27 protein-coding genes and 1 pseudogene are annotated in these 25,522 nt (G+C 48.8%); 19 read left to right on the top strand and 9 right to left on the bottom strand.

Going from position 1 to position 25,522, the window contains the following annotated elements; genetic code table 11:
- Positions 1-632 (top strand): APC family permease (locus RSC70_RS17920; RefSeq protein WP_332543115.1); only part of this gene is annotated, 632 nt, incomplete at its 5' end.
- 78 nt (positions 633-710) lie between these two features.
- Here RSC70_RS17920 and RSC70_RS17915 read toward each other — a convergent pair.
- The 3 genes from RSC70_RS17915 to RSC70_RS17905 all read right to left on the bottom strand — a co-directional run bounded on the left by RSC70_RS17915 (position 711) and on the right by RSC70_RS17905 (position 2,133).
- Entirely contained in the window at positions 711-1,181 is a 471-nt protein-coding gene (locus tag RSC70_RS17915; protein WP_332543114.1) for a GNAT family N-acetyltransferase, read from the bottom strand.
- Between the two features lie 4 nt (positions 1,182-1,185).
- Positions 1,186-1,614 (bottom strand): TOBE domain-containing protein, encoded by a 429-nt coding sequence (locus tag RSC70_RS17910; RefSeq protein ID WP_332543113.1) that lies wholly within the window; start codon positions 1,612-1,614, stop codon positions 1,186-1,188.
- A 192-nt stretch (positions 1,615-1,806) separates the two neighbouring features.
- Entirely contained in the window at positions 1,807-2,133 is a 327-nt protein-coding gene (locus RSC70_RS17905; protein WP_040044316.1) for a DUF2623 family protein, read from the bottom strand.
- A gap of 298 nt (positions 2,134-2,431) precedes the next feature.
- On the opposite strand from RSC70_RS17905, the gene RSC70_RS17900 reads away from it, so the two are divergent.
- The 3 genes from RSC70_RS17900 (at position 2,432) to nqrE (ending at position 3,881) form a co-directional block, all read left to right on the top strand.
- Positions 2,432-2,635, top strand: a complete 204-nt coding sequence (locus RSC70_RS17900; protein WP_004095514.1) for a hypothetical protein — start codon at positions 2,432-2,434, stop codon at positions 2,633-2,635.
- A gap of 62 nt (positions 2,636-2,697) precedes the next feature.
- Positions 2,698-3,123 (top strand): GNAT family N-acetyltransferase, encoded by a 426-nt coding sequence (locus RSC70_RS17895; RefSeq protein WP_332543112.1) that lies wholly within the window; start codon positions 2,698-2,700, stop codon positions 3,121-3,123.
- Positions 3,124-3,281: 158 nt separating this feature from the next.
- On the top strand, positions 3,282-3,881 hold the full coding sequence (nqrE, locus tag RSC70_RS17890) for an NADH:ubiquinone reductase (Na(+)-transporting) subunit E (protein WP_025800077.1): 600 nt from the start codon (positions 3,282-3,284) through the stop codon (positions 3,879-3,881).
- A 496-nt stretch (positions 3,882-4,377) separates the two neighbouring features.
- On the opposite strand, the gene yjjG is transcribed toward nqrE, so the two are convergent.
- From yjjG to hpaR, 5 genes are all read right to left on the bottom strand, one after another.
- Entirely contained in the window at positions 4,378-5,052 is a 675-nt protein-coding gene (gene yjjG, locus RSC70_RS17885; RefSeq protein ID WP_025800078.1) for a pyrimidine 5'-nucleotidase, read from the bottom strand.
- Positions 5,053-5,204: 152 nt separating this feature from the next.
- Positions 5,205-6,149, bottom strand: coding sequence for a kdo(2)-lipid IV(A) palmitoleoyltransferase (gene lpxP / locus RSC70_RS17880; protein ID WP_040044313.1), 945 nt, complete (start codon positions 6,147-6,149; stop codon positions 5,205-5,207).
- Between the two features lie 311 nt (positions 6,150-6,460).
- Entirely contained in the window at positions 6,461-6,673 is a 213-nt protein-coding gene (gene cspE, locus RSC70_RS17875; protein WP_004095506.1) for a transcription antiterminator/RNA stability regulator CspE, read from the bottom strand.
- Between the two features lie 469 nt (positions 6,674-7,142).
- The gene (locus RSC70_RS17870; protein ID WP_332543111.1) at positions 7,143-7,781 is read right to left on the bottom strand and encodes a hypothetical protein; all 639 of its coding nucleotides are present in this window, start codon (positions 7,779-7,781) and stop codon (positions 7,143-7,145) included.
- A gap of 289 nt (positions 7,782-8,070) precedes the next feature.
- Positions 8,071-8,514, bottom strand: coding sequence for a homoprotocatechuate degradation operon regulator HpaR (gene hpaR / locus RSC70_RS17865; RefSeq protein WP_025800084.1), 444 nt, complete (start codon positions 8,512-8,514; stop codon positions 8,071-8,073).
- A 353-nt stretch (positions 8,515-8,867) separates the two neighbouring features.
- On the opposite strand from hpaR, the pseudogene RSC70_RS21070 reads away from it, so the two are divergent.
- The 11 genes and pseudogenes from RSC70_RS21070 to RSC70_RS17805 all read left to right on the top strand — a co-directional run bounded on the left by RSC70_RS21070 (position 8,868) and on the right by RSC70_RS17805 (position 21,007).
- A pseudogene (locus tag RSC70_RS21070) lies at positions 8,868-10,273 on the top strand (fumarylacetoacetate hydrolase family protein).
- Positions 10,270-11,736: a 5-carboxymethyl-2-hydroxymuconate semialdehyde dehydrogenase gene (gene hpaE, locus RSC70_RS17850; protein WP_332543109.1), complete on the top strand. Its 1,467-nt coding sequence runs from the start codon at positions 10,270-10,272 to the stop codon at positions 11,734-11,736. Before RSC70_RS21070 ends, hpaE begins: the two are co-directional and overlap by 4 nt.
- A 63-nt stretch (positions 11,737-11,799) precedes the next feature.
- Entirely contained in the window at positions 11,800-12,657 is an 858-nt protein-coding gene (gene hpaD / locus RSC70_RS17845) for a 3,4-dihydroxyphenylacetate 2,3-dioxygenase (protein ID WP_332543108.1), read from the top strand.
- 9 nt (positions 12,658-12,666) lie between these two features.
- Complete coding sequence (locus RSC70_RS17840; protein WP_130998473.1) at positions 12,667-13,050, top strand: 5-carboxymethyl-2-hydroxymuconate Delta-isomerase; 384 nt, start codon at positions 12,667-12,669, stop codon at positions 13,048-13,050.
- A 79-nt stretch (positions 13,051-13,129) separates the two neighbouring features.
- On the top strand, positions 13,130-14,608 hold the full coding sequence (locus RSC70_RS17835; RefSeq protein WP_332543107.1) for an NAD-dependent succinate-semialdehyde dehydrogenase: 1,479 nt from the start codon (positions 13,130-13,132) through the stop codon (positions 14,606-14,608).
- Positions 14,609-14,633: 25 nt separating this feature from the next.
- The gene (hpaH, locus tag RSC70_RS17830; protein ID WP_040044386.1) at positions 14,634-15,437 is read left to right on the top strand and encodes a 2-oxo-hept-4-ene-1,7-dioate hydratase; all 804 of its coding nucleotides are present in this window, start codon (positions 14,634-14,636) and stop codon (positions 15,435-15,437) included.
- Positions 15,438-15,447: 10 nt separating this feature from the next.
- Positions 15,448-16,251, top strand: a complete 804-nt coding sequence (hpaI, locus tag RSC70_RS17825) for a 4-hydroxy-2-oxoheptanedioate aldolase (RefSeq protein WP_282806906.1) — start codon at positions 15,448-15,450, stop codon at positions 16,249-16,251.
- A gap of 23 nt (positions 16,252-16,274) precedes the next feature.
- Positions 16,275-17,651, top strand: a complete 1,377-nt coding sequence (gene hpaX, locus RSC70_RS17820) for a 4-hydroxyphenylacetate permease (protein WP_282806907.1) — start codon at positions 16,275-16,277, stop codon at positions 17,649-17,651.
- Positions 17,652-17,815: 164 nt separating this feature from the next.
- Positions 17,816-18,703, top strand: a complete 888-nt coding sequence (gene hpaA / locus RSC70_RS17815; protein ID WP_046458316.1) for a 4-hydroxyphenylacetate catabolism regulatory protein HpaA — start codon at positions 17,816-17,818, stop codon at positions 18,701-18,703.
- 209 nt (positions 18,704-18,912) lie between these two features.
- Positions 18,913-20,475: a 4-hydroxyphenylacetate 3-monooxygenase, oxygenase component gene (gene hpaB, locus RSC70_RS17810; protein WP_234618924.1), complete on the top strand. Its 1,563-nt coding sequence runs from the start codon at positions 18,913-18,915 to the stop codon at positions 20,473-20,475.
- Between the two features lie 19 nt (positions 20,476-20,494).
- A complete protein-coding gene (locus RSC70_RS17805) occupies positions 20,495-21,007 on the top strand; it encodes a 4-hydroxyphenylacetate 3-monooxygenase reductase subunit (RefSeq protein WP_234618925.1) in 513 nt (170 codons plus the stop codon).
- A gap of 65 nt (positions 21,008-21,072) precedes the next feature.
- Here the strand turns inward: RSC70_RS17805 and yddG are convergent, their stop codons facing one another.
- A complete protein-coding gene (gene yddG, locus RSC70_RS17800) occupies positions 21,073-21,984 on the bottom strand; it encodes an aromatic amino acid DMT transporter YddG (RefSeq protein WP_040044300.1) in 912 nt (303 codons plus the stop codon).
- A 474-nt stretch (positions 21,985-22,458) separates the two neighbouring features.
- On the opposite strand from yddG, the gene exbB reads away from it, so the two are divergent.
- The 4 genes from exbB to RSC70_RS17780 all read left to right on the top strand — a co-directional run bounded on the left by exbB (position 22,459) and on the right by RSC70_RS17780 (position 25,517).
- Positions 22,459-23,325, top strand: a complete 867-nt coding sequence (gene exbB / locus RSC70_RS17795; RefSeq protein WP_418910012.1) for a tonB-system energizer ExbB — start codon at positions 22,459-22,461, stop codon at positions 23,323-23,325.
- Positions 23,326-23,329: 4 nt separating this feature from the next.
- Positions 23,330-23,764, top strand: coding sequence for a TonB system transport protein ExbD (gene exbD / locus RSC70_RS17790; protein ID WP_043495096.1), 435 nt, complete (start codon positions 23,330-23,332; stop codon positions 23,762-23,764).
- Positions 23,765-23,841: 77 nt separating this feature from the next.
- Positions 23,842-24,723: a ChaN family lipoprotein gene (locus RSC70_RS17785; RefSeq protein ID WP_332543106.1), complete on the top strand. Its 882-nt coding sequence runs from the start codon at positions 23,842-23,844 to the stop codon at positions 24,721-24,723.
- An 11-nt stretch (positions 24,724-24,734) separates the two neighbouring features.
- The gene (locus RSC70_RS17780; protein WP_282813851.1) at positions 24,735-25,517 is read left to right on the top strand and encodes an energy transducer TonB; all 783 of its coding nucleotides are present in this window, start codon (positions 24,735-24,737) and stop codon (positions 25,515-25,517) included.
- Positions 25,518-25,522: the final 5 nt, after the last annotated feature.

Raw genomic sequence — 25,522 nt, 5'->3', positions numbered from 1 at the left:
GCGGTGTGATCTTTATCGTGGTGTCGTACTTCTTACAGTTGTACTTCCCAGATATCTCACGCTTCGCTAACCCAGATGCATCACAGCCAGAAATCATGCTGTTTGTCGCAGGCAAGTTCTTCCAGTCCATCATTCTGGTGTTCTCCTGCGTTACCGTACTGGCTTCGGGTATGGCTGCACACGCCGGTGTTTCTCGCCTAATGTACGTTATGGGCCGCGATGGCGTGTTCCCTGAGCGTCTGTTCGGATACATTCATCCGAAATGGCGTACCCCAGCATTCAACGTGTTGTTGGTGGGTTGCATTGCCTTGTCAGCGGTATCGTTTGATCTGGTGACGGCCACGGCGCTGATTAACTTTGGTGCTCTGGTGGCGTTTACTTTCGTGAACCTGTCAGTTATCTCTCAGTTCTACATTCGTGAAAAACGTAATCGTACGCTGAAAGACAACATCAACTATCTGCTGCTGCCGGTATTAGGCGCTGCAACCGTTGGTGTACTGTGGGTAAACTTGGAAGAGAGTTCTATGACGTTAGGCCTGATTTGGGGCGCTATCGGTCTGGGTTACTTAACCTTCCTGACTCGCCGCTTCCGTCAGCCGCCTCCGCAGTATGACGCTGAAATCGCTCAGTAAAAACTCAACCTGATAAACTAAAAAGCCCGTTCACTGAACGGGCTTTTTTTATATCTCTTTGCCAACGAGTAAATACGCCTATAGCCGCTTACTCATGCGTGCATTTTCAAGCTGCTGTCCGCCCACCTCAACGTTTTGGCGATAAACAATCTCAAAGCCGTAACGCGTGAAAAAAGGCTGAGCCGTCAGGCTGACATACGCATAAATTTCAGAAAGGCTGCGCGTCTGTGCTCGTTGCAGGATTTCATCCATCATCGCTCGAGCGATGCCCTGATGCGCAAATGCAGCCGCCACATAGAAATGATCAATTAATCCGTCAGGCTGCAAATCGAAATATCCAGCGATCTCACCGTCTACTAAGGTTACGGCTGGTTGGATACGTTCAAGTACGCGCAGCCAATATTTAGGTTCCGCACTGGCCTGAATCCATGCCGTGCGTTGAGCGAGGTTATATTCACCCACGGTGAGTTGAGAAACCGCAGATTCATACACTAGCCGCAAAGAAAACGCATCAGAATGATCAAACAGGCGAAATTGAATCTGCGGCATAAGACTAGGCCTTGGTAGCCAACATAACGCTGGAGGCTTTAATCAATGCAATTACGCGACTGCCAGCGCTTAGCGCCATTTCTTCTGCGCTTTCGTTGGTAATAACGGAAGTCAATTCAATGCCCTGATCGGTTTTCACATGCACCGTTGAGTTCACCGCACCTTTAAGAAAAGCACTCACTTCACCGGCGAATTGGTTGCGGGCAGAAAATACTAAACCACAGTCTTCGGAAGCCAAAATAACCCAAGGCGCTTTGATTAACGCGACGGCGTCTTTACCTTTAGTTAGACCCATGGCTTGTTTGCTTGCATGAGTAACAACCGCTACGATTTTCGCGCCACCGTTTAAGGTCAATTCAACCTCGTCATTAACGGCTCCATCCGCGACTGCTGAAATGACGCCACTTAATTGGTTGCGTGCTGAAACAGACATTTTGCTCTCCTTGATTAAACAAACTGTATTGACGACACAATGGTTATAGACTCTATAAATTACGTAACATCAAGGAGATAAATCAGACTGATAAGCCGAGTTCACATTGATGCTGCTTGAAATAAACGAATCTACATCAGTCTTTAATACTAACAGAAGTTAATCGTAACAACAGAGATCAACCCGAGCTATTCAGCCTGTCGCTTCAGCACCGAAGAAAACTTCGTCTGCGCGGCGTGAGCGTTCATAGCCGGAATAATAATATTCTTGTAAACCCCGATCTTCACTACCATGGAAAAAATCAGCAATAGCATCCCGCTCCAGCCCGTAGTCACGTGCGAGCTCCCCCGCTCGGCAAGCAGCCATGTAACGGTTATCCACCCGTTTGCCAAAGCTGTGCGCAAATCCACAAACAAAACCACGTCGATAATCGAAGCAGTGCTGGCTCATCTCATTGGCTGATTTAGGTTCATAAGCCCTTACGCCGTCCATCACACCTTCGCCAAAATGATTTTTCACATCATCCTCCACGACTCTTTCACCATGAGAGATAACCTCAATAAATTGCTATCATTGAGCAAATAGCAATCGTTATATAAATTATTATACAACGATTATATAAATAAAAGGTATACCCTTCGTGAGGTAGGCTAAAGACAAGTCTGAGAATCAAATGGGGGTCAATTCAAGTGTATGACGATCATCGTTCAACCGAGTATAATCACGCGCTTGATTCGAGAACCGCATCATAACGCTATTCTGTAATCACGATATTCTGTTATTACTCAATTTTGTCACGACTATATAGGGGAAGAAAATGGCTGATGAGTTTGACAACGCCAGTGCACTGGAAGAATTAGAGCGTGACCTCGCTCTTGCGAACCGCCAAAAGACACAAATGCCATTTACTGGTATGTGCTATAACTGCCACGAAAAAATTGAGAGTGGCAACTTTTGTGACAAAGACTGCTGTGAAGACTGGCAGAAAGCGCAATGGGCTAAGTCACAACGCCAGCGTTAATATTTTGGTTTAATATCAAAAATATAACGTACAATTTTACTAAACTAACGGGAAGGTCAGAGATGTCATCAACGCCAGCCGAAGTGTGTTATCACGTCAATAAGGCGATCACTGTTGAACAGTTTTCACAATTGTTGTCAGAAACAACACTGGGCCCACGACGCCCGTTAGATAACCCAGAATGTTTGGCAGGAATGTTAGAACATGCTGATATCTTAGTCACTGCGTGGGCTGGTGAGCGCCTGATTGGCATCGCTCGTTCAGTGACAGATTTCAACTACTGCTGCTACTTATCCGATCTCGCAGTATCAGAGTCGGTTCAAAAGGGCGGCGTAGGTAAAGCATTAATACAAATGACGTGTCGCCAGCTTAAACCTAGCTGCAAAGTTATTCTGCTGGCAGCACCACTCGCACAGGAATATTACCCACGCTTGGGTTTTGATCAACATCCAAGTGCCTGGACCTGTACCGCTGAAAGTCTCATCTAATTTCCCCCCAAACCCTATTTCAATCACAAATTCATTATAAACATCTGCTCTGTGAATGATTTGTGATTGAAAACTGATCGTGCTCAATACTCGGTTTTTCCTGATTGTTAATCTATTATTTCGGATTTTTAGTTGATTGACGCTTATGGAAAAGCATGATGCTTGAGCAATACCTAAATATTTTTTTTCGCGCTGTTTTTGTCGAAAACATGGCTCTAAATTTCTTCTTAGGCATGTGTACGTTTTTGGCTGTTTCAAAAAAAATTGAAACGGCATTTGGGCTTGGACTCACCGTCACCGTATTATTAGCCGTTGCTACACCGCTAAATAATCTCATCTATAACTATCTGCTCAAAGACGGCGCTTTAATTGAAGGCCTCGATTTAAGCTTCCTCGACTTTATTACCTTTATCGGCGTTCTCGCCGCACTGGTGCAAATATTAGAAATGATATTGGATCGTTTCTTACCTGCGCTACACCACTCGCTGGGTGTGTTTCTACCGCTTTTAACCATTCACTGCGCAATTTTTGGCGCAACCATATTTATGGTTCAGCGTGAATATAACTTCACCGAGTCATTTGTATATGGCACCGGGTGTGGGCTTGGCTGGTTACTTGCGATTGTCGCGATGGCAGGTCTGCGAGAAAAAATGAAGTACTCAAATATCCCCGAAGGGATGCGCGGATTAGGCGCAGTGTTTTGCACGGCGGGCTTGATGTCACTGGGATTTATGTCTTTTGCCGGTATCAATCTTTAAGCTATCTGGAAACTCGATTAGCCATAAGTGCGAAACGACGCATCAATTGTACAGGAATGCGTCATTTGTATGACTTATAGAGCATAATGTGAGCAGCATCACAATGAAACGCCGTTTTGAAGTATAAAAAGGATCTATACCGATTCATATTTCAAGGCAAAGCTCATGACTACGACTGTAAAAAATTATATCTCAGACAATAAATCAACTATCGACACCCTTGTTCTACGCTTTTGCTGGGGCGTAGCAGCGCTCGGTGTTATCGCCTGTGTGTTGCTAACCAAAATGTATTGGTAAATGAATTCCTAGATTTACTCTTTGCAAAAAAATCCCCAACTGAGGGCAATGCCGTTCGTTTAAGAGATCGAGATACACGGGTCTACCACACCGCGGGGCGCTCCGGCGGCTTACGCCGCTACGACCCCATCGGTGTGCTTCCCCCTAAAATAGAGCTTAAGTGAACGACATTACAACTGAGGGGATTTTTTTGGCTGCGTTAAGCTAACAATATTTTCTGTAACTCGTTTAACGAGCTCACTTGATAGCTTGGCGAAATACCGTCCGGCAAAGCTGCACCGGTCGTATTCAGCCAGCAGGTATCAATACCTGCATTGATACCCCCCAAGATATCGGAGTGAGGGTTATCACCTACCATCAAAATTCGTTCTTTTGGCGGATAATTCATCTGTGAGAACGCATATTCAAAGATCCCAACGTCTGGCTTCGCAATCCCCACTTGCTCAGAGATCACCAGTGTAGAGAATGCATCCTTCATCCCAGTTCTCTCTAAACGCACCGTTTGCAGTTGGGTAAAACCATTAGTAATAATCCCCATATTGGCCTTACCGGTCAGCGCATTCACTAGCTCTCTGGCACCAGGCAATACATCACAGATATCAGCCATCGCCTGTAAAAATGCGTTATTGATTTGGCACGCTGTTACGCCTAAGCGCTGAGCCCAAAGCTCGAAGCGCGTGATCTGTAGCTGTTGTGCATTAATACGGCCATCTTGATAATCCACCCACAGTGGCTGATTAACCGCCTGATACTCTGCATAATCCTGATCGGTAAAATCAACGTTAAAACGAGAGAACATCAGCTTTAAACCTTGAAAAGCATCAAACCGGAACAACGTCTCATCAGCATCAAAAAGAACCCAACTGTACTTCATGGTACTCGCCTCTCTCGTCATTTTTCTTTTCGCTCACTAAGCACTGAAACTATCAGACTTAAAATTCGGGGCTTAGAATAGCGTAAACCCCGAACATTCGCTTAATAAATGGTTCGGGGTTTAGTGTTTAATTAAACTAATTTATGGGCTAATTAGGCGTAGAGAGAAGTATCACCAACAGGCCGTGTTTTAAACCGGCGATGCAGCCATAAATATTGTTCTGGCGCGCGCAAAATTTCTTTCTCAATCACGCTATTAATAAATTCAGCGGCTGCTTGTTCATCATCATAAGGATAATCTTTCAGACCTGGCTGAATAATAAGGTGATAGCCGCTGCCATCTGGCTTACGGATTAACACCGTTGTCAGCAGAACAGGCTTAGCCAGTTTAGCGATAGTAAAGGTGCCATTTGTGGTCGCCGCTTTTTTGACAGCGAAGAATGGAGCAAACGAACTTCCCTTCGGTCCGAAATCTTGGTCTGGAGCAAACCACACAGCCTCACCGGCTTTAAGGGCATGAACCATACCGCGCAGGTTACGACGATCAATCATCGCTTTATTAGAGCGAGAACGCCCGCGGGTTTGAACATACTCCATCACTTTATTGTTGTGCTTACGATACATCGCCATCATAGGACGACACAGCCCCATCACGCGCCCGCCCAGCTCCAGCGACATAAAGTGTACGCCAATCACCATCACGCCACGGTTTTCCGCTAGGGCCGCATTGAGGTTCTCAATCCCGCTCACATCAAACCACTTCTTGATACGCGCATCAGACCAAAACCATGCCATACCGGTTTCTAACAGCCCGATGCCTAAAGACGTAAAATTATCCGTTACGCGAGCATCTAGCTCTTCAGGTGACAAATCAGGGAAGCACAGTTCGAGGTTACGTCGTGCAATCGTGACACGGCGTTTTAGGAAACGTTTGGAGATACGGCCCATCGCTCCGCCAAGACGGCGAATGACAGGGTAAGGTAATTGGACCAATAAATATAACAAGCCTAAACCGAACCACAGCGACCAATGGCGCGGGTGCAGTAAGCTTGTTGAAAAACCTGAGTGTTTCACAATAGACCTTCTTTCTTTATACATAGCAGTTTGCGTATCGCATAAAGAAGAATTTATCTATAGCGGTACATATAGTCTTTGACTCACTGCGTTTGATTAAGTTGCAGCAAAAATAAAACTTAATGAATTTTATTTTATGCGCACAGCAGATTTATCTTATCTGTCTTAATTTTCAGAATGATACTAGATTTACAAATATTAACGTTGAGAATACATAACCAGACAAAATAAAACGGGCCCTGAATAAACAGGACCCGTTCTAATTAAATGATTACCGGTTTAGCAATTTAGGGTTACCCAAAATCACAAACTCTGGTGGTCACTTAAAAGCAATATTACAGAGCTACAACGTTAGCTGCTGAAGGACCTTTCTGGCCATTTTCAACAGTGAACTCAACACGCTGGCCTTCGTCCAGAGTTTTGAATGCGGTGCTCTGGATTGCAGAGAAGTGAACGAAGATGTCTTTGCTGCCGTTGTCTGGAGTGATGAAGCCGAAACCTTTACCAGCGTCAAACCATTTTACTAAGCCAGTCATTTTATCAGACATGATATTTCCTAATATATTTAAAGTAGAGTCGCCGCTCTCGGGCGAAAAGGGTCTGTTCTATCAGAGGACGTACGGGAGCACTAAAGAAGGAAATTCATGAGCGAAGTGATACACATCGCTAAACAAAGAACTGCTTTACTAAAATGTCTTTCATACTGGTTCTGCATTACAAACCGAGAGCATTAACTCATGTTTGGTAGTTTTACGCAAGCACTATCACGAGACAATCTCGAGAATTTTCTCAAAAGAGAAAAAAGACAATAAAATCAAAGAAACAAAACCGTGTTTTTTTATTGAAAAATAATCATAACAATAGAAATAATTTCTGACGTGAGCATGTGGCAAAAAACAATCTGCTCTATTACGTAATCATCCACAATCTCGATTAGGTGTCTCTAATAAGCAAAATGCACGCTGAGATCTTCAGCATGCATTCATTAGGTGACTTATTTTAAGAGCGTAAATGACTTTAATTATAAGATTCAATCAGCGCTATTTTTTCTTGGCTAAGTATTTTTTTATCAGAACGCATTATGCCCAGAGCGATATCGAATAAGCACAGCATAAACGGAAGTTCATAAAGTTCCTCAAGTAAATCCTGATAATGACTATCTCTAATAAATATCGGCGCAAGTAATCGATGATGTTCAATCGTATCTGAAATAAGAAAACACACCACCATCAATAATACGCTCCACAACGGGATGCTTTGATGCTTTATTCTTTCTAGAATATTTTTACGTAATGCAGGTAATAATAACATTAGTATTAAGGTACCAATTAAAATAACGGAAATTATTCTAAAATAAATTTTAGGTGTTTCTGGAAAAAAATCTCGGCCCCAGCTAATCCCACGACCAAACAACACGATCCACCATACCGTCGCCCAGCACCAGAAGGCCTTTGGGCGTGGGGCAAGCGTTAAAGGCTTCATATAGAACCATGTAAAGATCGCCCCAAAAAGCAACCAGGCTGATTGTACATCTTCAATAACCTGCACCACCACACCGTGAGCCAAGGGGAGTTTAAACAACGCCAGGAAAGGAAAAGTGACGGCAATGATAGCGAGAACTGCCGTAGCAGGAGAAAGTGTTTTATTTATATTCATAGGAATATTCATAGCATTTTAAGATCTATTTATTGTGCAGTCCTATCAATTTAACAACGCTTTGTCAGTGATATTTTTCAATTTGTGCTTAGGTATATATATTAACCAAGAAACATTATTTTTATTTATCGCCGTAAAAATTCAGCACAAATTGCTTATCTAAAATATGTCCAATAAACAACTCATTGAACTAATACAGCTGATATTTTAGACATAGGAATAAAAATACGCACTTTATGTATAGAATAAAATAAGTTCTTTCAATGCGACAGCATATAGAGATTTTGATCTATTCCTCGCTCTCGCTTTGACACAAAGCCGCATCACCTAATGCAATTAATTCATCCAGTAAACTCGTTAGTTGCACCATCTTCTCCGTTGAAAAAGCCCGCTCAATCGCCTGATATCCTTCCTCAACCTGCGAACGCGCTTTCTCATAAAGGCTTTTGCCTTCAGGGGTGAGTGAAACATACAGTTTGCGCTGATCGCTTATCGGCTTTAAACGAAGGATAAGACCATCCCTTTCCATGCGCGTTAAAATGCCGGTCAAGCTCGGGCGAACAATGCAGGTTTTACAAGAAAGCTCATGAAAATCAATTGAATTATCGACTGCTAGCACTCGAATAATGCGCCATTGCTGTTCCGTGAGATTATGGCTTTTCAATATTGGACGAAAAAAACCCATCGCAGTTTCCCGCGCCTGTAGCAGGGCAATAGTCAAAGATTCATGCATAGATTCACACTCTCAAGAAAATCCAACCAAGGCCACCCCTCGGTACATTTTAGGCATTCTACATGTACTTATCATGAGTTCAAATTGAAACTTATTAATATCTAAATAATTATTTACCTAGATTAGATTTGTTTCAGTAAAGTTTCAAATCAATAATATTAAAAATAAACATTAAAACTAACTATATGATTTTAAATACAATTTAAAACAAAGATGTAAAAACATTGTTACTAAGATCACACTTCAGACTGATTTTATTGCCTAAATGTTAAACAAGGATTAAAACATAATCATTAACATATTAATAAAAAACATTTCTCATACCGACACGACCATTTGCAAAGGAGTCGTTCATGAAAGGCACCATCTTTGCCGTTGCACTCAATCACCGTAGCCAGACCGAAGCTTGGCTCGATGCATTTCAGCAGCCGCCTTATCAAACACCACCCAAAACCCCAGTTTGGTTTATCAAACCTCGCAATACCGTTATCCACGGCGGCGATTCAATCCCAGTTCCACAGGGAGAAAGAGTACAAAGCGGAGCCACCATTGCGCTAGTCGTTGGAAAAACTGCCCGTAAAATCGCCATCGCTGACGCCGAAGATTACATTGCGGGCTATGCGCTGGCTAACGATGTGAGCTTGCCAGAAGAGTCCTTTTATCGCCCAGCCATTAAAGCTAAATGCCGCGACGGTTTCTGTCCGCTAGGCGAACTAGCTCCTCTGCCCCACGTTGATGCCGTCGATATCATCACCGAAATCAACGGCAAAGAAGTCAACCGCTGGACAACCGCCGATCTGAATCGCAGCGCCGCAGAACTCCTGTGTGCTCTGAGCGACTTCGCCACTCTACAACCGGGCGATGTCATTTTATTAGGAACTCCCCAGCAACGCGTTGATATCCAGCCAAGCGACAGCATCACTATTAAAGCGGCAGGCCTGCCAACGCTTGAAAACAGCGTATGCCTACAGCTCAAAAGGACGGGAGAAACCGCATGAAACACGCTCGCATTCGCCATCAAGGGCAAGATTTTAACGTCACTATCGACGAACAACACCGCGCCTGTTTGCCCAACGGCAGAAAAATTCCGACTGATGAAGTGCAATGGTTGCCCCCCGTTGAAGGCACGCTATTCGCGTTAGGCCTGAACTACGCCGATCACGCCGCTGAGTTGGCTTTTAAAGCCCCTGAGGAGCCGCTTATTTTTATCAAGGCGCCGAACTCTTTAACCGGCCACCAGCAAATATCGGTTCGCCCCGATAACGTTGAGTATATGCACTACGAAGCCGAGCTCGTGGTTGTCATTGGCAAGCGGGCATTCCAGGTCACGCCGGATGAAGCCATGGATTATGTTGCCGGTTATACCGTGTGTAACGATTACGCCATTCGTGATTATTTAGAAAACTATTATCGCCCTAACCTACGCGTGAAAAGCCGCGACACGCTAACCCCCATCGGGCCTTGGATCATTGATAAAGCAGACATTCCCGACCCACATAATTTAACGCTCAGCACCTATGTTAACGGTGAGCTACGCCAGCGCGGCACCACCGCTGACCTCGTTTTCGATATCCCATTCCTAATCGCTTATTTAAGTGAATTTATGACGTTACAACCGGGCGACATGATCGCCACCGGCACGCCAAAAGGTCTGTCAGATGTGGTACCGGGCGATGAAGTTATCGTCGAGGTTGAAGGCGTTGGGCGCCTGATTAACCGCATTATTAGCCAAGCCGAATATGAGGAGAGTCTGAGATGAAAAAAATAAACCATTGGATCAACGGGAAAAACGTTGCCAGCAAACAGTATTTTGAAACCACAAATCCGGCTAATGGCGAAGTATTAGCGGAAGTGGCCTCTGGCAGCGAAGAAGAAATCAATCTCGCCGTGGCAGCCGCGAAAGAGGCGTTCCCTAAATGGGCCAATCTACCAATGAAAGAGCGCGCGCGTTTAATGCGTCGTTTAGGTGAATTGATTGACGAAAACGTCCCAGAAATTGCTGCCATGGAAACCGCGGATACGGGTCTGCCGATTCATCAAACTAAAAATGTGCTGATCCCACGCGCTTCGCATAACTTTGAGTTTTTCTCTGAAATCTGTCAGCAGATGAACGGCAAAACCTACCCCGTCGACGACAAAATGCTCAACTACACCCTCGTTCAGCCCGTCGGTGTTTGCGCGCTCGTTTCGCCGTGGAACGTACCGTTTATGACCGCAACATGGAAAGTCGCGCCCTGCTTAGCACTTGGCAATACCGCGGTGTTGAAAATGTCTGAGCTTTCCCCCCTGACCGCCGATCGCCTAGGCGAATTAGCGCTTGAGGCTGGAATTCCTGCGGGCGTGCTTAACGTCGTTCAAGGATATGGCGCCACGGCGGGCGATGCGTTGGTTCGTCATCACGACGTACGCGCTATCTCTTTCACCGGTGGTACTGCGACTGGCCGCAACATCATGAAAAATGCAGGCCTGAAGAAATACTCCATGGAGCTCGGCGGCAAATCACCGGTGCTGATTTTTGAAGATGCCGATATCGAACGCGCTTTAGATGCGGCTTTATTCACCATCTTCTCGATTAACGGCGAACGCTGCACCGCGGGCTCACGCATTTTCATTCAGCAGAGCATCTATCCCGAGTTTGTTAAACGCTTTGCCGAACGCGCTAACCGCCTACGCGTTGGCGATCCACAAGATCCCAATACCCAGGTTGGCGCGCTCATCAGCCGCCAGCATTGGGAAAAAGTCTCCGGCTATATTAGCTTAGGTATTGAAGAAGGCGCCACGCTGCTTGCTGGCGGCCCAGATAAACCGAGCGATCTACCCGCCTCGCTTAAAAACGGCAATTTCTTACGCCCAACCGTATTAGCCGATGTTGATAACCGCATGCGCGTGGCGCAGGAAGAAATATTTGGCCCCGTTGCCTGCCTGATGCCTTTCAAAGATGAAGCCGAAGGGCTGCGCTTGGCCAACGAAGTGGAGTACGGATTGGCCTCCTACATCTGGACGCAGGACGTTAGCAAAGTACTGCGACTGGCACGCAGCATCGAAGCGGGCATGGTGTTTGTTAACACGCAGAACGTGCGCGACCTTCGCCAACCTTTCGGCGGCGTTAAAGCCTCCGGGACCGGACGCGAAGGTGGAGAATACAGCTTTGAAGTGTTTGCAGAAATGAAGAACGTCTGTATCTCAATGGGCGATCACCCCATCCCTAAATGGGGCGTATAGCACCAATTCCCCAGCGCTCACGCAGGGGCCTCCGCAATGTATTAAAACGAGAAGCGAGGAAATATGGGAAAGTTAGCCTTAGCAGCCAAAATTACACATGTTCCATCCATGTATCTGTCTGAGTTACCGGGTAAAAACCACGGTTGTCGTCAAGCAGCCATTGATGGACATAGAGAAATCGGCAAGCGCTGTCGTGAAATGGGCGTAGACACCATTATCGTATTCGACACTCACTGGTTAGTGAACAGCGCCTATCACATTAACTGCGCAGATCATTTTTCCGGTACTTACACCAGCCATGAACTGCCGCATTTCATTCGTGATATGACCTATGAATACAGCGGCAATCCTGAGCTAGGGCAGCTTATCGCCAAAGAAGCCTGCGCAATGGGCGTTCGCGCTCAGGCTCACAACATTCCTAGCCTAACGCTCGAATATGGCACGTTGGTTCCGATGCGTTATATGAACAGCGACAAACACTTCAAAGTGATCTCCATCTCAGCGTTTTGTACCGTTCACGCCTTTGAAGACAGCCGGAAGCTGGGAGAAGCCATTCTAAAAGCAATCGAACAATACGATGGCACCGTGGCGGTTCTCGCCAGCGGCTCACTTTCCCATCGCTTTATTGACGATCAGCGCGCCGAACAAGGCATGAACAGCTATACCCGTGAATTCGATCATCAAATGGATGAACGCGTGGTCAAGCTGTGGCGTGAAGGAAAATTCAAAGAGTTCTGCGACATGCTGCCCGAATACGCCGACTACTGCTATGGCGAAGGCAACATGCACGACACCGTCATGCTGCTCGGCATGCTGGGTTGGGACAAATACGACGGCAAAGTGGAGTTTATTACCGATCTTTTTGCCAGTTCGGGAACCGGTCAGGTCAACGCCGTTTTCCCTCTACCAGAACACGCATGAGGTCACGCCATGCCACATTTCTACGCTGAATGTACCGACAATATCCGTGAACAGGCTGACCTCCCCGCGTTATTTGCCAAGGTTAACGCCGCGCTTGCCGCCACCGGTATTTTCCCTATCGGTGGGATCCGCAGCCGCGCCATCTGGTTAGACACATGGCAAATGGCGGATGGAAAACACGATTATGCCTTCGTTCACATGACGCTAAAGATTGGCTCAGGGCGTAGTTTAGAAAGCCGCCAACAGGTTGGTGAAATGCTGTTTGAGCTCATCAAAACGCACTTCGCCGCGCTGATGGAAAGCCGCTATCTGGCGCTCTCTTTCGAAATGGAAGAGCTCCACCCGCAGCTTAATTACAAACAAAACAATGTGCATGCCTTGTTCAAGTCTTAGCTAAAAAGCGCCCCTCTCTCTCATTCGACGAGAGGGGAATCGTCAGCGATCAACATCATAAAAACAACAAGGATCCATCATGACATCGCCCTTCACCACCCTCGCATCGCGCGGGCTACTTCGTCATCAGGCTTACATTAATGGCCACTGGCAAAGCGCCACTGACGGCCGCACTTTTGCGGTTACTAATCCGGCAAACGGTGAGACCATTGCCGAAGTCAGCGATCTATCCGCGCATGAAACCGAAGCCGCCATCCGCGCAGCCGCCGACGCACTGCCGGCATGGCGCAAGCAAACGGCAAAACAACGCAGCCAAACGCTGCAACGCTGGTTTCAGTTAATTATGCAAAACCAAGCCGAACTGGCCGAATTGCTCAGCCTAGAGCAGGGCAAACCCCAGTCCGAGGCGATGGGCGAAATTGCCTATGGCGCAAGCTTTATCGAGTGGTTTGCCGAAGAGGGGAAACGCGTTTATGGCGAAACCATTCCTTCCCCCTTACCCGGTCGGCGCATCAGCACCATCAAGCAGCCCGTCGGTGTGGTTGCCGCTATTACGCCGTGGAATTTCCCCAACGCGATGATTACCCGCAAAGTTGCACCCGCGCTGGCCGCAGGCTGCACCGTGGTATTAAAACCCGCGCCAGAAACACCGCTATCGGCGCTGGCTCTCGCCGCTTTGGCACATGAAGCAGGGGTTCCCGCCGGTGTGTTTAACATCGTCACCGGCACCGATGCCGCGGCAATGGGTCAGGTATTAACGCAAAGTTCAACTGTACGGAAGCTCTCATTTACCGGCTCTACGCGCATTGGAAAACTGCTGATGCAACAAAGCGCCGACACGGTGAAAAAGCTCTCGCTAGAACTCGGTGGCAATGCGCCATTCATCGTTTTTGACGACGCAGACCTTGATGCGGCAGTCCAAGGCGCTTTAGCGGCGAAGTTTCGCAACAGCGGGCAAACCTGTGTGTGCGCCAACCGCATTCTGGTGCAAGACGGCATCTACGATGAATTTGCTCAGCGTTTAACCCGCGCCGTTAGCGAACTGCGCGTTGGCCCTGCGATTGAACCATCCTCCCAGCAAGGCCCCTTAATTAACCAAGCGGCGATTGAAAAGGTACAGGCGCACATCAGCGACGCGGTTTCACACGGCGCGCACATTCTTACCGGCGGGGAACAACACGCGCTGGGCGGCCTCTTCTTCCAGCCCACCGTCATAAGCCATGTCACTGAATCCATGCGCATTGCACACGAAGAAACCTTCGGCCCCGTGGCTCCCCTCTTTCGTTTTCACGATGAAGCAGAGGCCATTCGCTTAGCGAATAAAACTGAATCAGGCCTCGCCGCCTACTTCTACTCACGCGACATCGGGCGTATTTATCGCGTGGCCGAAGCGCTGGAAAGCGGAATGGTTGGCATCAACGAAGGGCTGATTTCAAACGAAGTCGCGCCGTTTGGCGGGATTAAACAATCGGGTTTGGGGCGCGAAGGTTCGCGCTACGGAATCGAAGATTATCTGGAAGTGAAATATCTCTGCTTTGGCGGAATTGAGAACAACTGAGGTGCCTATGACGGCAAATAACGCAATGTTAACGAAAGAAACAATAAGCCAGATCGCCCACCGCTTACATCAGGCCGAGCAAAGCCGTGAGCAGATCCGCCAGATATCACTCGATCACCCACAGATCACCATTGAGGACGCCTACGCGATCCAGCGTCAATGGGTCGATCTCAAAATTCACGAGGGCCGCGTTCTCAAGGGCCATAAGATTGGTTTGACGTCAAAAGCCATGCAGGCCAGCTCGCAGATCAGCGAGCCCGATTACGGCGCACTGCTTGATGACATGTTTTTTCAAGACGGCAGCGACATTCCCATAGATAAATTTATCGTGCCACGCATTGAGGTCGAGCTAGCCTTCGTTCTAGCGAAGCCTCTACGTGGGCCAAACTGCACGCTGTTTGACGTGTATAACGCAACGGATTACGTGATCCCAGCCCTTGAGCTCATTGACGCGCGTTGCCACAACATCGATCCGGATAGCCAGCGTCCACGCAAAGTGTTCGACACCATTTCCGATAACGCCGCCAATGCGGGCGTGATTTTAGGTGGTCGCCCCATCAAACCCGATGCATTAGATCTGCGTTGGATCAGCGCGCTGATGTACCGCAACGGCGTAATTGAAGAATCGGGCGTTGCCGCCGCCGTGCTCAACCATCCGGCCAACGGCGTCGCATGGTTAGCCAATAAGCTTGCCGCTCATGATGTGCAGTTAGAAGCCGGACAAATCATTCTCGGTGGCTCATTTACTCGCCCAGTTCCTGCCCGACGCGGCGACACCTTCCACGTGGATTACGGCAACATGGGCTGCATTAGCTGCCGCTTTGTATAAGGAAAACCTCATGTCCTCGACCCTACATAACAGCTTTAAGCAGGCCCTCAAAGAAGGGCGTCCACAGATTGGTTTATGGCTTGGTCTGTGCAGCAGCTACAGCGCAGAGCTGCTAGCCGGCGCCGGTTTTGACTGGCTTCTGATCGACGGCGAGCACGCGCCTAATAACATACAAACCGTGCTTACCCAGCTACAGGCTATTGCGCCTTATCCAAGCCAGCCCGTGGTACGTCCTTCATGGAATGACGCGGTACAAATTAAACAGCTGCTCGACATTGGCGCACAAACCTTGCTGATCCCGATGGTGCAGAATGCCGACGAAGCGCTGGCGGCGGTACGCGCCACCCGTTATCCGCCACAGGGGATCCGCGGCGTTGGCAGCGCGCTCGCTCGCGCATCACGTTGGAATCGTATTCCTGATTACCTACAGAAGGCGAATGAACAGATGTGCGTTTTGGTACAAATCGAAACGCGCGAAGCCCTACGCAACCTGCCACATATTCTGGATATTGAAGGCATCGACGGCGTATTCATCGGCCCTGCCGATCTGAGCGCCGATATGGGATATGCGGGAAATCCTCAACACCCTGAGGTCAAAAGCGCCATTGAAAACGCGATTTTGCAGATTAAAGCCGCGGGCAAAGCGCCGGGGATCTTGATGGCATCGCCAGAGGCTGCCGATCGCTATCTCCAGCTCGGCGCATTGTTTGTTGCCGTCGGCGTTGATACCACCTTACTGGCACGCGCGGCTGAAAATTTGGCGGCACGTTTTGGCAAGGGCAACGAGCCACCGACCACCGCGGGCGTTTACTGAGTTCATTCTGAGGGGAAAGGCAAATGAGCGATTCAACATCAGCGGTATCAAACGAGGTCGAGCCAGCCCATCGGCATAAAAACCTCACTGAACAGCAGCAGCGAGTCATCAACAAACTCTTCCGCCGCTTGATCGTGTTTTTATTCGTACTGTTTGTATTTTCATTTCTCGATCGTATCAATATCGGCTTTGCCGGTTTAACGATGGGAAAAGATCTCGGCCTTAGCTCCACTATGTTTGGCCTCGCGACCACGCTGTTCTATGCCACCTATGTGATTTTCGGCATTCCTAGCAACATTATGCTGGGCATCGTCGGCGCACGTCGTTGGATCGCAACGATCATGGTGCTGTGGGGACTGGCCTCAACGGCAACCATGTTCGCTACCGGACCGCACAGTTTATATGTGCTGCGTATGATCGTAGGCATTACCGAAGCGGGTTTCCTGCCTGGGATCTTGGTTTATCTCACCTACTGGTTCCCAGCCTATTTCCGTGCCAGAGCCAATGCGCTGTTTATGATAGCTATGCCTGTAACCACCGCGCTCGGCTCGCTGGTTTCCGGCTATATTTTATCGCTCGACGGTATTTTGAGCCTCAAAGGCTGGCAATGGCTATTTCTGCTGGAGGGTTTCCCATCGGTGCTATTAGGCATCATCGTTTGGTACTACCTTGACGATAAGCCGTCGAAAGCCAAATGGTTAACTCAGGAAGATAAAGACTGCCTGCAAGAGATGATGGACAGCGATAATTTGCAGCTGGTACAGCCTGAAGGAGCGCTTAGCCACAATGCCTTACAGCGGCCAAGCATGTGGCGTGAAATTTTCACCCCGATCGTGCTGATGTATACGCTGGCCTATTTCTGCCTCACGAATACGCTGAGCGCCATTAGCATCTGGACGCCCCAGATCATGCAGAGTTTTAACCAATCAAGCAGCAATATCACGATTGGTTTACTCGCCGCTATTCCGCAGTTTTGCACCATCGTGGGAATGATTTGGTGGAGCAAACACTCCGACCGCATGCAGGAACGAAAACACCATACCGCGCTGCCGTTTTTGTTCGCCGCCGTCGGTTGGCTACTGGCTTCCGCCACCGATCACAACATGATCCAGCTATTGGGGATCATCATGGCCTCCACGGGCTCATTTAGTGCGATGGCGATCTTCTGGACAACGCCAGATCAGTCGATCAGCCTGCGAGCCAGAGCCGTTGGGATCGCGGTCATCAATGCCACCGGCAACATTGGTTCAGCGGTGAGCCCGCTGCTGATTGGCTGGCTTAAAGATCAGACCGGAAACTTCAACTCGGGACTCTACTTTGTCGCTGGGCTGCTGATCGTGGGCGCGATCATTATCTGGCTGATCCCGATGAAAGGATCACGACCACGGGCAACGCCGTAATATGCAAAAACACCGCCTAACCTTCTCCTTCTCTTTTCTGAACAAGGGAGCGAGGCTGACTGAGAGGCGTTATTAAATAAATCTACGTAATGCCCCCTCCCCTGCGAAGGGGAGGGCTGGGGTGGGGTTCTAGAAGTCAGTTGCACCGCAATCAAGGAATAGTCATGAGCCAAATAACCAATATCGACATCAGCAAAGACTACGACGAAACGCAGGGCTCTGATGATGTGCATTACCAGTCATTCGCCCGCATGGCGGCATTCTTTGGGCGAGATATGAAGCCACACCGCCATGACAGTTTTTTCCAAATGCACTTTCTGAATACCGGCCAAATTGAGCTACAGCTCGACGACCACCGTTATTCGGTGCAGGCACCGCTGTTTGTTCTCACGCCCCCCTCGGTGCCACACGCATTTTTCACCGAGCCAGACAGCGACGGTCATGTGCTCACCGTTCGCCAAGAGCTGATTTGGCCGCTGCTAGAAGTGCTTTATCCCGGCAAACGTGATGCTTTCGATCTGCCAGGCATTTGCCTATCGCTGGCCGATAAACCTCAAGAATTAGCGGCGCTAGACCACTACTGGGCACTGATTGCCCGCGAGTCCACCAGCGAGCTAGGAGGACGCGAACATACGCTGGTACTTTTGGCGCAGGCGGTTTTCACCCTACTGTTACGCAATGTTCCGCTCGATGAACAATCCTCCAGCGGAATGCGAGGAGAAATGCGCGTTTTCCAGCGCCTTAACCAGCTTATCGATGAAAATTTCCGCCTACATTGGTCAGTACCGGAATATGCCAATAAACTCGGGATTACGGAATCGAGGTTGACAGACATCTGCCGACGCTTCGCCAACCGCCCTCCCAAACGCTTGATTTTCGACCGCCAGCTACGCGAGGCCAAGCGCTTACTACTGTTTAGCGATAGCGCCGTGAGTGAAATTGCTTATCAGCTTGGATTCAAAGATCCCGCTTATTTTGCCCGTTTTTTTAATCGGTTAGTGGGCTGTTCACCCAGCGCCTACCGTGCTGAACAAATCGCCGTTTCACACTGATCCAGTACAAAATTCGTGCTGGATCACATTCTTCCAACAAACCGCCACTCCCGCCTGAAAAGTACCAGTGATTACCTCAAAAGTATCTTCCCGAAACCCTGTTTAAACGCTTCAATTAAGAAACAAAAACAAAACAATAAATTAACAAACAGCCAGTGAACGCCTTCCAGAAGGTCGTTCTTGGATTCTGACCCTACTGTGAGGTAAACATGAAACCTGAAGATTTCCGTGCCGACACCAAACGCCCGTTAACCGGTGAAGAGTACCTAAAAAGCCTGCAAGATGGCCGTGAGATCTACATCTACGGCGAGCGAGTCAAAGATGTCACCACTCACCCCGCATTTCGCAACGCGGCGGCGTCGGTAGGACAACTTTATGACGCACTGCACAAGCCTGAGATGCAGGACAAACTGTGCTGGGGAACCGATACCGGAAGCGGCGGCTATACCCATAAATTCTTCCGCTTTGCGAAGAGCAGCGATGATTTACGCCAGCAGCGCGATGCTATCGCCGAATGGTCACGATTAAGCTATGGCTGGATGGGGCGTACTCCTGATTACAAGGCCGCATTTGGCAGCGCATTAGGCGCAAATCCCGCATTTTATGGGCAATTTGAAGCCAATGCCCGTCACTGGTATAAGCGTATTCAGGAAACGGGACTCTATTTCAACCATGCCATCGTCAACCCGCCTATCGATCGCCACAAGCCCGCTGACGAAGTTAAAGACGTCTATATCAAACTCGAAAAAGAAACGGATGCCGGCATTATCGTCAGTGGCGCCAAAGTGGTGGCGACTAACTCGGCGCTCACTCACTACAACATGATCGGTTTTGGCTCAGCTCAGGTCATGGGTGAAAACCCTGATTTCGCGCTGATGTTTGTCGCGCCTATGGACGCCGACGGCGTCAAACTCATTTCGCGCGCCTCTTACGAAATGGTGGCAGGCGCAACCGGCTCTCCTTATGACTATCCGCTCTCCAGCCGCTTCGATGAAAATGACGCGATTCTGGTGATGGATAAGGTCCTGATCCCATGGGAGAACGTACTAATCTATCGTGATTTTGACCGCTGTCGCCGTTGGACAATGGAAGGTGGCTTTGCGCGCATGTATCCCCTTCAAGCCTGCGTGCGTTTGGCGGTTAAACTCGATTTCATCACCGCATTGTTGAAAAAGAGTCTGGAATGTACCGGAACCTCTGAGTTCCGCGGCGTACAGGCCGATCTCGGTGAAGTTGTCGCATGGCGAAATATGTTTTGGGCGCTGAGCGATTCGATGTGTTCGGAAGCCACGCCGTGGGTGAACGGCGCTTATTTACCCGATCACGCCGCGCTACAAACCTACCGCGTCATGGCTCCAATGGCCTATGCCAAAATCAAAAACATTATCGAGCGCAACGTCACCAGCGGCCTGATTTATCTGCCCTCCAGCGCGCGCGATCTCAACAATCCAGAGATAGATAAATATCTCGCCCGCTATGTACGCGGCTCAAACGGCATGGATCACGTTGAACGCATCAAGATTTTAAAACTGATGTGGGACGCCATCGGCAGTGAGTTCGGCGGTCGTCATGAGCTTTATGAAATCAACTACTCAGGCAGCCAAGATGAAATCCGTCTGCAATGCCTGCGTCAGGCACAAAGCTCCGGCAATATGGATCGCATGATGGCTATGGTTGATCGCTGTCTGTCGGAATATGACCAGCACGGTTGGACCGTTCCACACCTGCACAATAACAACGATATTAATATGTTAGACAAGCTGCTGAAATAGTCAGTAGCGGGAGGCCAGTATGTCTTTAGAAAATGAACACCGTCTACGTTTTCGCGATGCCATGTCCAGTCTGTCGGCCGCGGTCAACATCGTAACCACCGATGGCCCTGCGGGTCGCTGTGGGATCACCGCCACCGCCGTCTGCTCGGTAACGGATACACCGCCGTCGCTGATGGTATGCATCAACAGTAACAGCGCGATGAACCCTGTTTTTCAGGAGAACGGCAAACTCTGTATCAACGTGCTTAGCCATGAGCAAGAACTGATGGCGCGACATTTTGCGGGGATGACGGGTACCAGCATGGAAGAACGCTTTAGCTGGGATATCTGGACCAAAGGCATTCTCGGCCAACCGATGCTGCGCGGAACCTTAGCCAGTCTCGAAGGCGAAATTGAGCAGGTACAAACTATCGGTACACATCTGGTGTATTTGGTGCAAATCAAGCAGATTACGCTGAGTGAAGCAGGCCACGGCCTGATTTACTTCAAGCGCCATTTTCACCCGGTGATGCTCGAAGCCATCGCAGTATAAACTCACCCTAGGCTAAAACATATTGGGCCAAGCAACATCACGTTTGCTTGGCCTTTTTTGGCCTGTTATTCAGCGGCTTTACTCACCCGCTTCGGCTTGGTCGACAACCAACAGATAATAGCGCCAGCGGTGACGGCGCAAACACCTAGCCAGAACGTTGGCGGCAGCAAAGAAGATAAAATTAGCGAGGCAAATAACGCCGAAAGAATAGGCGTGAAATAAGAGAGCGTCGCTAACAGATTAATATCCCCTCGAATCATACCGATATTCCACGCGGCATAACCAAAGCCCATCGCAGCACCGGCCATAGCGATATAAAACGCGCTGTGCAAAGAGATAGTAAAACTCTCAGCTCCGCCTAATAACCATTTAATCCACAAACAGACGGCGGTGAGCGCGAAGAACAGCGCCGCTGCATTTTGTCCGTTGGCGTATTTATTCGTCACAACGCAATACACCGCCCACAGAATAGCGCCAACAAATGCCAAGACATAGCTGACCGGATGAGCAACGATATTCTCAGCCATTCCAGAAAGTGAGGCTAATGAACCACCGCTTATCACCACCGTTACGCCTAATAAAGACAACAATACACCCAGCAGTAAACTGATTTTTAACCGACCTCCGCTACACAAAAAAGAGAGCAGCACGGTAAAACTCGGCCATAAATAGTTAATCACTGACACTTCAATCGACTGAGCTCGCGTGGTGGCATAACCCAGCGCCAAAGAGAGGCACACTTCATAGCTGGCAAACAAAGCGCCCCCAGCTAACAAATAAATCGGTTTAAAAGCCCGCAGCTTGGGAGAACCCAGCAGAATGAAAAGAAATATAGAACCCGCCGTATAGATTAACGCGGCACCTGCCACCGGCCCAACGCCTTCGCTAACGTTACGAATTAGGCCAACGATGGTGCTCCAAAGCAAAATGGCCAAGATGCCACAGGCGTTTGCTTTCGTTCTGCTACTGCTATCCATACTGCCTCGCAGTGAATAAAAGAGAGAAATATTTGGCCCAAAAAGATAGCGCTGATTGGGCGGCTCAAGTTAAGCATTCTCACGTATTCAGATAGATAAATCCAACAACATCATCATGGATATTATCTAAATAGCCATAACCGATGGCGCAATCACAAACATAAAATCCGGCCTTTTATCTGCTGTTATCCCGCTAAAAAAGTATTTGGCACAATATGTTAAATGAGAAAATTTACTTTCACCCAAAACATGAGTCATGAAAAAAATAATATCCACACAATTTATGCAATCCTGCCAAATAACCACAAAACCCAAAACGTTAATTAACCTAAATTTATTCTTAATTCCGAAAATAATTACCCACCTAACTAAATGAGAATGATAATGAGTATCATTTGATCTAAATCTTTGCTAGCATCCTGTCCGCAATAAATGCAGTTCAATCCAACGAAAAAAATAAAACGGAGGCTCCGCATGGCATTAGCGGAAAACTTTTTGGCACAGTTCACCCTTTTTAACGGCAAGTTCAGCAGGATGCTAAAACAATCTCTGGCGCTATTCCTCAGCTTCGGTATAGCCGGATACTCCGGCGCAGAACCCCTTATTAGCGAGCAGGGAAGCACCGTTCAAAACGTTTCTACCGGTGGAATTTCATCGCTGGACCTTTCTATTTTTGGCATGTATCAACAGGCTGATATTGTGGTGAAAAGCGTGATGATTGGATTAATCGTTATATCCGTTATCACATGGACTATCTTATTTGCCAAAAGCATTGCGCTGCTGCGGGCTAAACAGCAATTACGGCGCGAATATCGCTTACTATTTCCATCTAATTCTTTATCCACGGCCTGTGAATTATCGCAGTCCTTCGCCGAGAACAGCATAAGCGCAGCCCTATTACGCGATGCTCAGGATGAAAAACAGCTTTCAACACACGCCTCCGATCTCAACGGTATTAAAGACCGAACCAATTTTCGCCTCGATCGCCGCGTTGCGGCCTATGGCCGTCAGCTTGCCAAAGGCAACGGCTATCTCGCCACCATTGGCGCAGTGGCACCGTTTATCGGCTTATTCGGCACCGTTTGGGGCATCATGAATAGCTTTATCGGCATTGCGCATTCGCAAACGACCAATCTGGCCGTCGTTGCGCCAGGCATCGCCGAAGCGCTACTGGCTACCGCCATGGGGCTGATTGCCGCGATCCCAGCCGTGGTGATTTACAACCTGTTCAGCCGCATGATTAACGAACATCGCGCGCAGGTGGGAGATGCAGCCGCGCAAATTCTGTTGCTGCTGAGCCGCGATCTTGACCTCAACGCGCCCCAACAGCAGGTGGGATAGCGGCATGGCACTGCACATTCATGATTATTCCGCTGGCGAATCCGCTGAAAGCCGTGAGATTCACGACATCAACGTCACGCCTTTTATCGACGTTATGCTGGTCTTGCTGATTATTTTTATGGTCGCCGCGCCGCTGGCTACCGTCGATATTCGCGTGAACTTACCGGCATCCTCGGCACAGCCGCAGCCACGCCCAGATAAGCCGGTCTATCTGACCATTAAAGCGGATAAACAGCTTTATCTCGGTGATGCGCTAACCACCAGCGATCGGCTCAGCGAGCAGCTCAATGAGCAAACCAAAGCAGATAAAGACACCACCATTTTTCTGCAAGCAGACAAAGCGGTGGACTACGCCACGCTAATGACGGTGATGGATACGCTGCGCACGGCGGGTTATCTCAAGGTAGGATTAGTCAGCATGGAATCGGTCGCGCCCTAACCTACGTTGAGCTCCCCCCACTTGTTATTAAACATTTTATGATATAGCGGCCCAACAGCCGCCTTTAGGCCAAAGACATGAGCACACTATTTAGTCTTAAGTCTCTGATTATATTAGCCACATTAGCACTCAGTGCATGCAGCCAACCAACATTGACTCGACCATCACGCGCATCCGCGTTGAACGATGTAAACACCTTGGGCACCATCATCGATTTGCACAACGGTGAAAAGCTAACCAGCCAGGAATTACTCACGCGTGTCGCGCCGCAGCCGCGGCTTATCGTCGGAGAAAAACACGATAACGCGCAGCATCACCTGATTGAAATGTGGTTGATCAAAAATCTTCCTCAGCAGCGCCCACAAGGCAGCGTACTGCTAGAAATGCTGACCATCGATCAACAGCCGCGCGTCGATCAGCTCAAAAAATGGTTAAAAGACGATCCGATGGTACGCGAAGGTCGTATTCAGACATTGCTAAACTGGCAACAAGGCTGGCCTTGGGAGATGTATCACGGCGTAGTGATGCAAACCCTGCGTGCCCCCTACCCTCTGCTGGTGGCGAATCTCTCCCGCGAACAGGTGCAGTCTTTATATAAAAACCCACAGCTTCCTGCTGGAAAAATCTCCACCGCTCCACAGGTACAAAACGCGATTCGTGAAACTATCGTCACGATGCATGATGGGAAAATCGAACCCGCTCAGTTAAAAGCGATGCTCGCTATTCAACAGCAGCGCGATCGATTTATGGCGCAGCAGCTACTTGCGGCCCCTGCGCCCGCCATGCTGATTGCCGGTGGCTACCACGCAGCGAAAACCATGGGCGTTCCGCTGCATATGCAAGATCTCGCCCCTTCATCGCGCCCCATCGTTCTAATGCTGGCTGAGACAGGTATGAATATTACCTTGGCGCAGGCTGACTACGTTTGGTACGTCCCTCAGCCTAAAACTGAGCAGTAAATAAAACCACTATGGATATTCTCTATAACGCACAGCCTAAATGGGGCCGCTGGTTTATCTTCGCGCTGGCGGTTCATGGCACATTTTTAGCGGCACTGGTTTGGCGCCCATCTGACACCAAGCCGCCCTATGAGCCGCCTCCTGCGGTAATGCTGCAATGGGCTGAAACCATCCAAGCGCCTGCTTCCCCCACGCCGTTGCCGATTGGCATTGCTCAACAGCAGTCGGCGGCAGCAGAGGAAAAACAACAGGTTAAGGATAAAGCGCAGCCAAAGGTGGTGGTAGCCAAAGAAGCCGTCATTGAGGTGGCGAAACAGAAAAAGTCGGCTGATGGGGAAAAGAAAAAGCCGCGCCCGATCAATAAGCTTAAAGATCAAACCAGCGATGCCAGCCATGCCGCCATAGCCAGCAACGCAGCGCCTCAGGCAAATACGCTATCGCCAAACATTGCGGCACCGTTCAACAGCGATGCCACCAAGCGTAATAGCGAAAAAGTATCGTGGGAAAGCTTAGTTAAGGGTCATCTAAACCGATACAAAAAGTATCCCCTTGATGCCCGCCGACGCGCCCGTACTGGCCTCGCCGTGGTGACGTTCACCGTGAATGCGGCAGGTTTCGTGCAGGGTAATCAGCTCTATGCTTCATCCGGCACCATTTCGTTGGATCGTGAGGCAGTCGAAGTTTTAGAGCGTGCTCAACCGCTACCAAAACCACCGGCGGAAATATTAAACGGCGGACTTTATAGCGTAAGAATGCCGATCAACTTTGATCTAGCGGAATTAAAACAGCAGTAAGTCAT

It is taken from the genome of Hafnia sp. (assembly GCF_036648275.1).
Taxonomy (GTDB): domain Bacteria; phylum Pseudomonadota; class Gammaproteobacteria; order Enterobacterales; family Enterobacteriaceae; genus Hafnia; species Hafnia alvei.
This window is presented reverse-complemented; position numbering and strand designations above follow the sequence as displayed.

Excerpts from the sequence above, each read along its gene's own strand:
- RSC70_RS17780 (WP_282813851.1), top strand. The coding sequence starts at position 24,735 with ATGGATATTCTCTATAACGCACAGCCTAAATGGGGCCGCTGGTTTATC.
- RSC70_RS17835 (WP_332543107.1), top strand. The coding sequence starts at position 13,130 with ATGACATCGCCCTTCACCACCCTCGCATCGCGCGGGCTACTTCGTCAT.
- hpaA (WP_046458316.1), top strand. The coding sequence starts at position 17,816 with ATGAGCCAAATAACCAATATCGACATCAGCAAAGACTACGACGAAACG.
- lpxP (WP_040044313.1), bottom strand. The coding sequence starts at position 6,149 with ATGTATAAAGAAAGAAGGTCTATTGTGAAACACTCAGGTTTTTCAACA.
- yjjG (WP_025800078.1), bottom strand. The coding sequence starts at position 5,052 with ATGAAGTACAGTTGGGTTCTTTTTGATGCTGATGAGACGTTGTTCCGG.
- RSC70_RS17915 (WP_332543114.1), bottom strand. The coding sequence starts at position 1,181 with ATGCCGCAGATTCAATTTCGCCTGTTTGATCATTCTGATGCGTTTTCT.
- hpaI (WP_282806906.1), top strand. The coding sequence starts at position 15,448 with ATGTCCTCGACCCTACATAACAGCTTTAAGCAGGCCCTCAAAGAAGGG.
- hpaE (WP_332543109.1), top strand. The coding sequence starts at position 10,270 with ATGAAAAAAATAAACCATTGGATCAACGGGAAAAACGTTGCCAGCAAA.
- nqrE (WP_025800077.1), top strand. The coding sequence starts at position 3,282 with ATGCTTGAGCAATACCTAAATATTTTTTTTCGCGCTGTTTTTGTCGAA.
- RSC70_RS17870 (WP_332543111.1), bottom strand. The coding sequence starts at position 7,781 with ATGAATATAAATAAAACACTTTCTCCTGCTACGGCAGTTCTCGCTATC.
- RSC70_RS17840 (WP_130998473.1), top strand. The coding sequence starts at position 12,667 with ATGCCACATTTCTACGCTGAATGTACCGACAATATCCGTGAACAGGCT.
- cspE (WP_004095506.1), bottom strand. The coding sequence starts at position 6,673 with ATGTCTGATAAAATGACTGGCTTAGTAAAATGGTTTGACGCTGGTAAA.
- hpaD (WP_332543108.1), top strand. The coding sequence starts at position 11,800 with ATGGGAAAGTTAGCCTTAGCAGCCAAAATTACACATGTTCCATCCATG.
- yddG (WP_040044300.1), bottom strand. The coding sequence starts at position 21,984 with ATGGATAGCAGTAGCAGAACGAAAGCAAACGCCTGTGGCATCTTGGCC.
- RSC70_RS17805 (WP_234618925.1), top strand. The coding sequence starts at position 20,495 with ATGTCTTTAGAAAATGAACACCGTCTACGTTTTCGCGATGCCATGTCC.
- hpaX (WP_282806907.1), top strand. The coding sequence starts at position 16,275 with ATGAGCGATTCAACATCAGCGGTATCAAACGAGGTCGAGCCAGCCCAT.
- hpaR (WP_025800084.1), bottom strand. The coding sequence starts at position 8,514 with ATGCATGAATCTTTGACTATTGCCCTGCTACAGGCGCGGGAAACTGCG.
- RSC70_RS17785 (WP_332543106.1), top strand. The coding sequence starts at position 23,842 with ATGAGCACACTATTTAGTCTTAAGTCTCTGATTATATTAGCCACATTA.
- RSC70_RS17900 (WP_004095514.1), top strand. The coding sequence starts at position 2,432 with ATGGCTGATGAGTTTGACAACGCCAGTGCACTGGAAGAATTAGAGCGT.
- RSC70_RS17895 (WP_332543112.1), top strand. The coding sequence starts at position 2,698 with ATGTCATCAACGCCAGCCGAAGTGTGTTATCACGTCAATAAGGCGATC.
- hpaH (WP_040044386.1), top strand. The coding sequence starts at position 14,634 with ATGTTAACGAAAGAAACAATAAGCCAGATCGCCCACCGCTTACATCAG.
- exbB (WP_418910012.1), top strand. The coding sequence starts at position 22,459 with ATGGCATTAGCGGAAAACTTTTTGGCACAGTTCACCCTTTTTAACGGC.
- RSC70_RS17910 (WP_332543113.1), bottom strand. The coding sequence starts at position 1,614 with ATGTCTGTTTCAGCACGCAACCAATTAAGTGGCGTCATTTCAGCAGTC.
- hpaB (WP_234618924.1), top strand. The coding sequence starts at position 18,913 with ATGAAACCTGAAGATTTCCGTGCCGACACCAAACGCCCGTTAACCGGT.
- exbD (WP_043495096.1), top strand. The coding sequence starts at position 23,330 with ATGGCACTGCACATTCATGATTATTCCGCTGGCGAATCCGCTGAAAGC.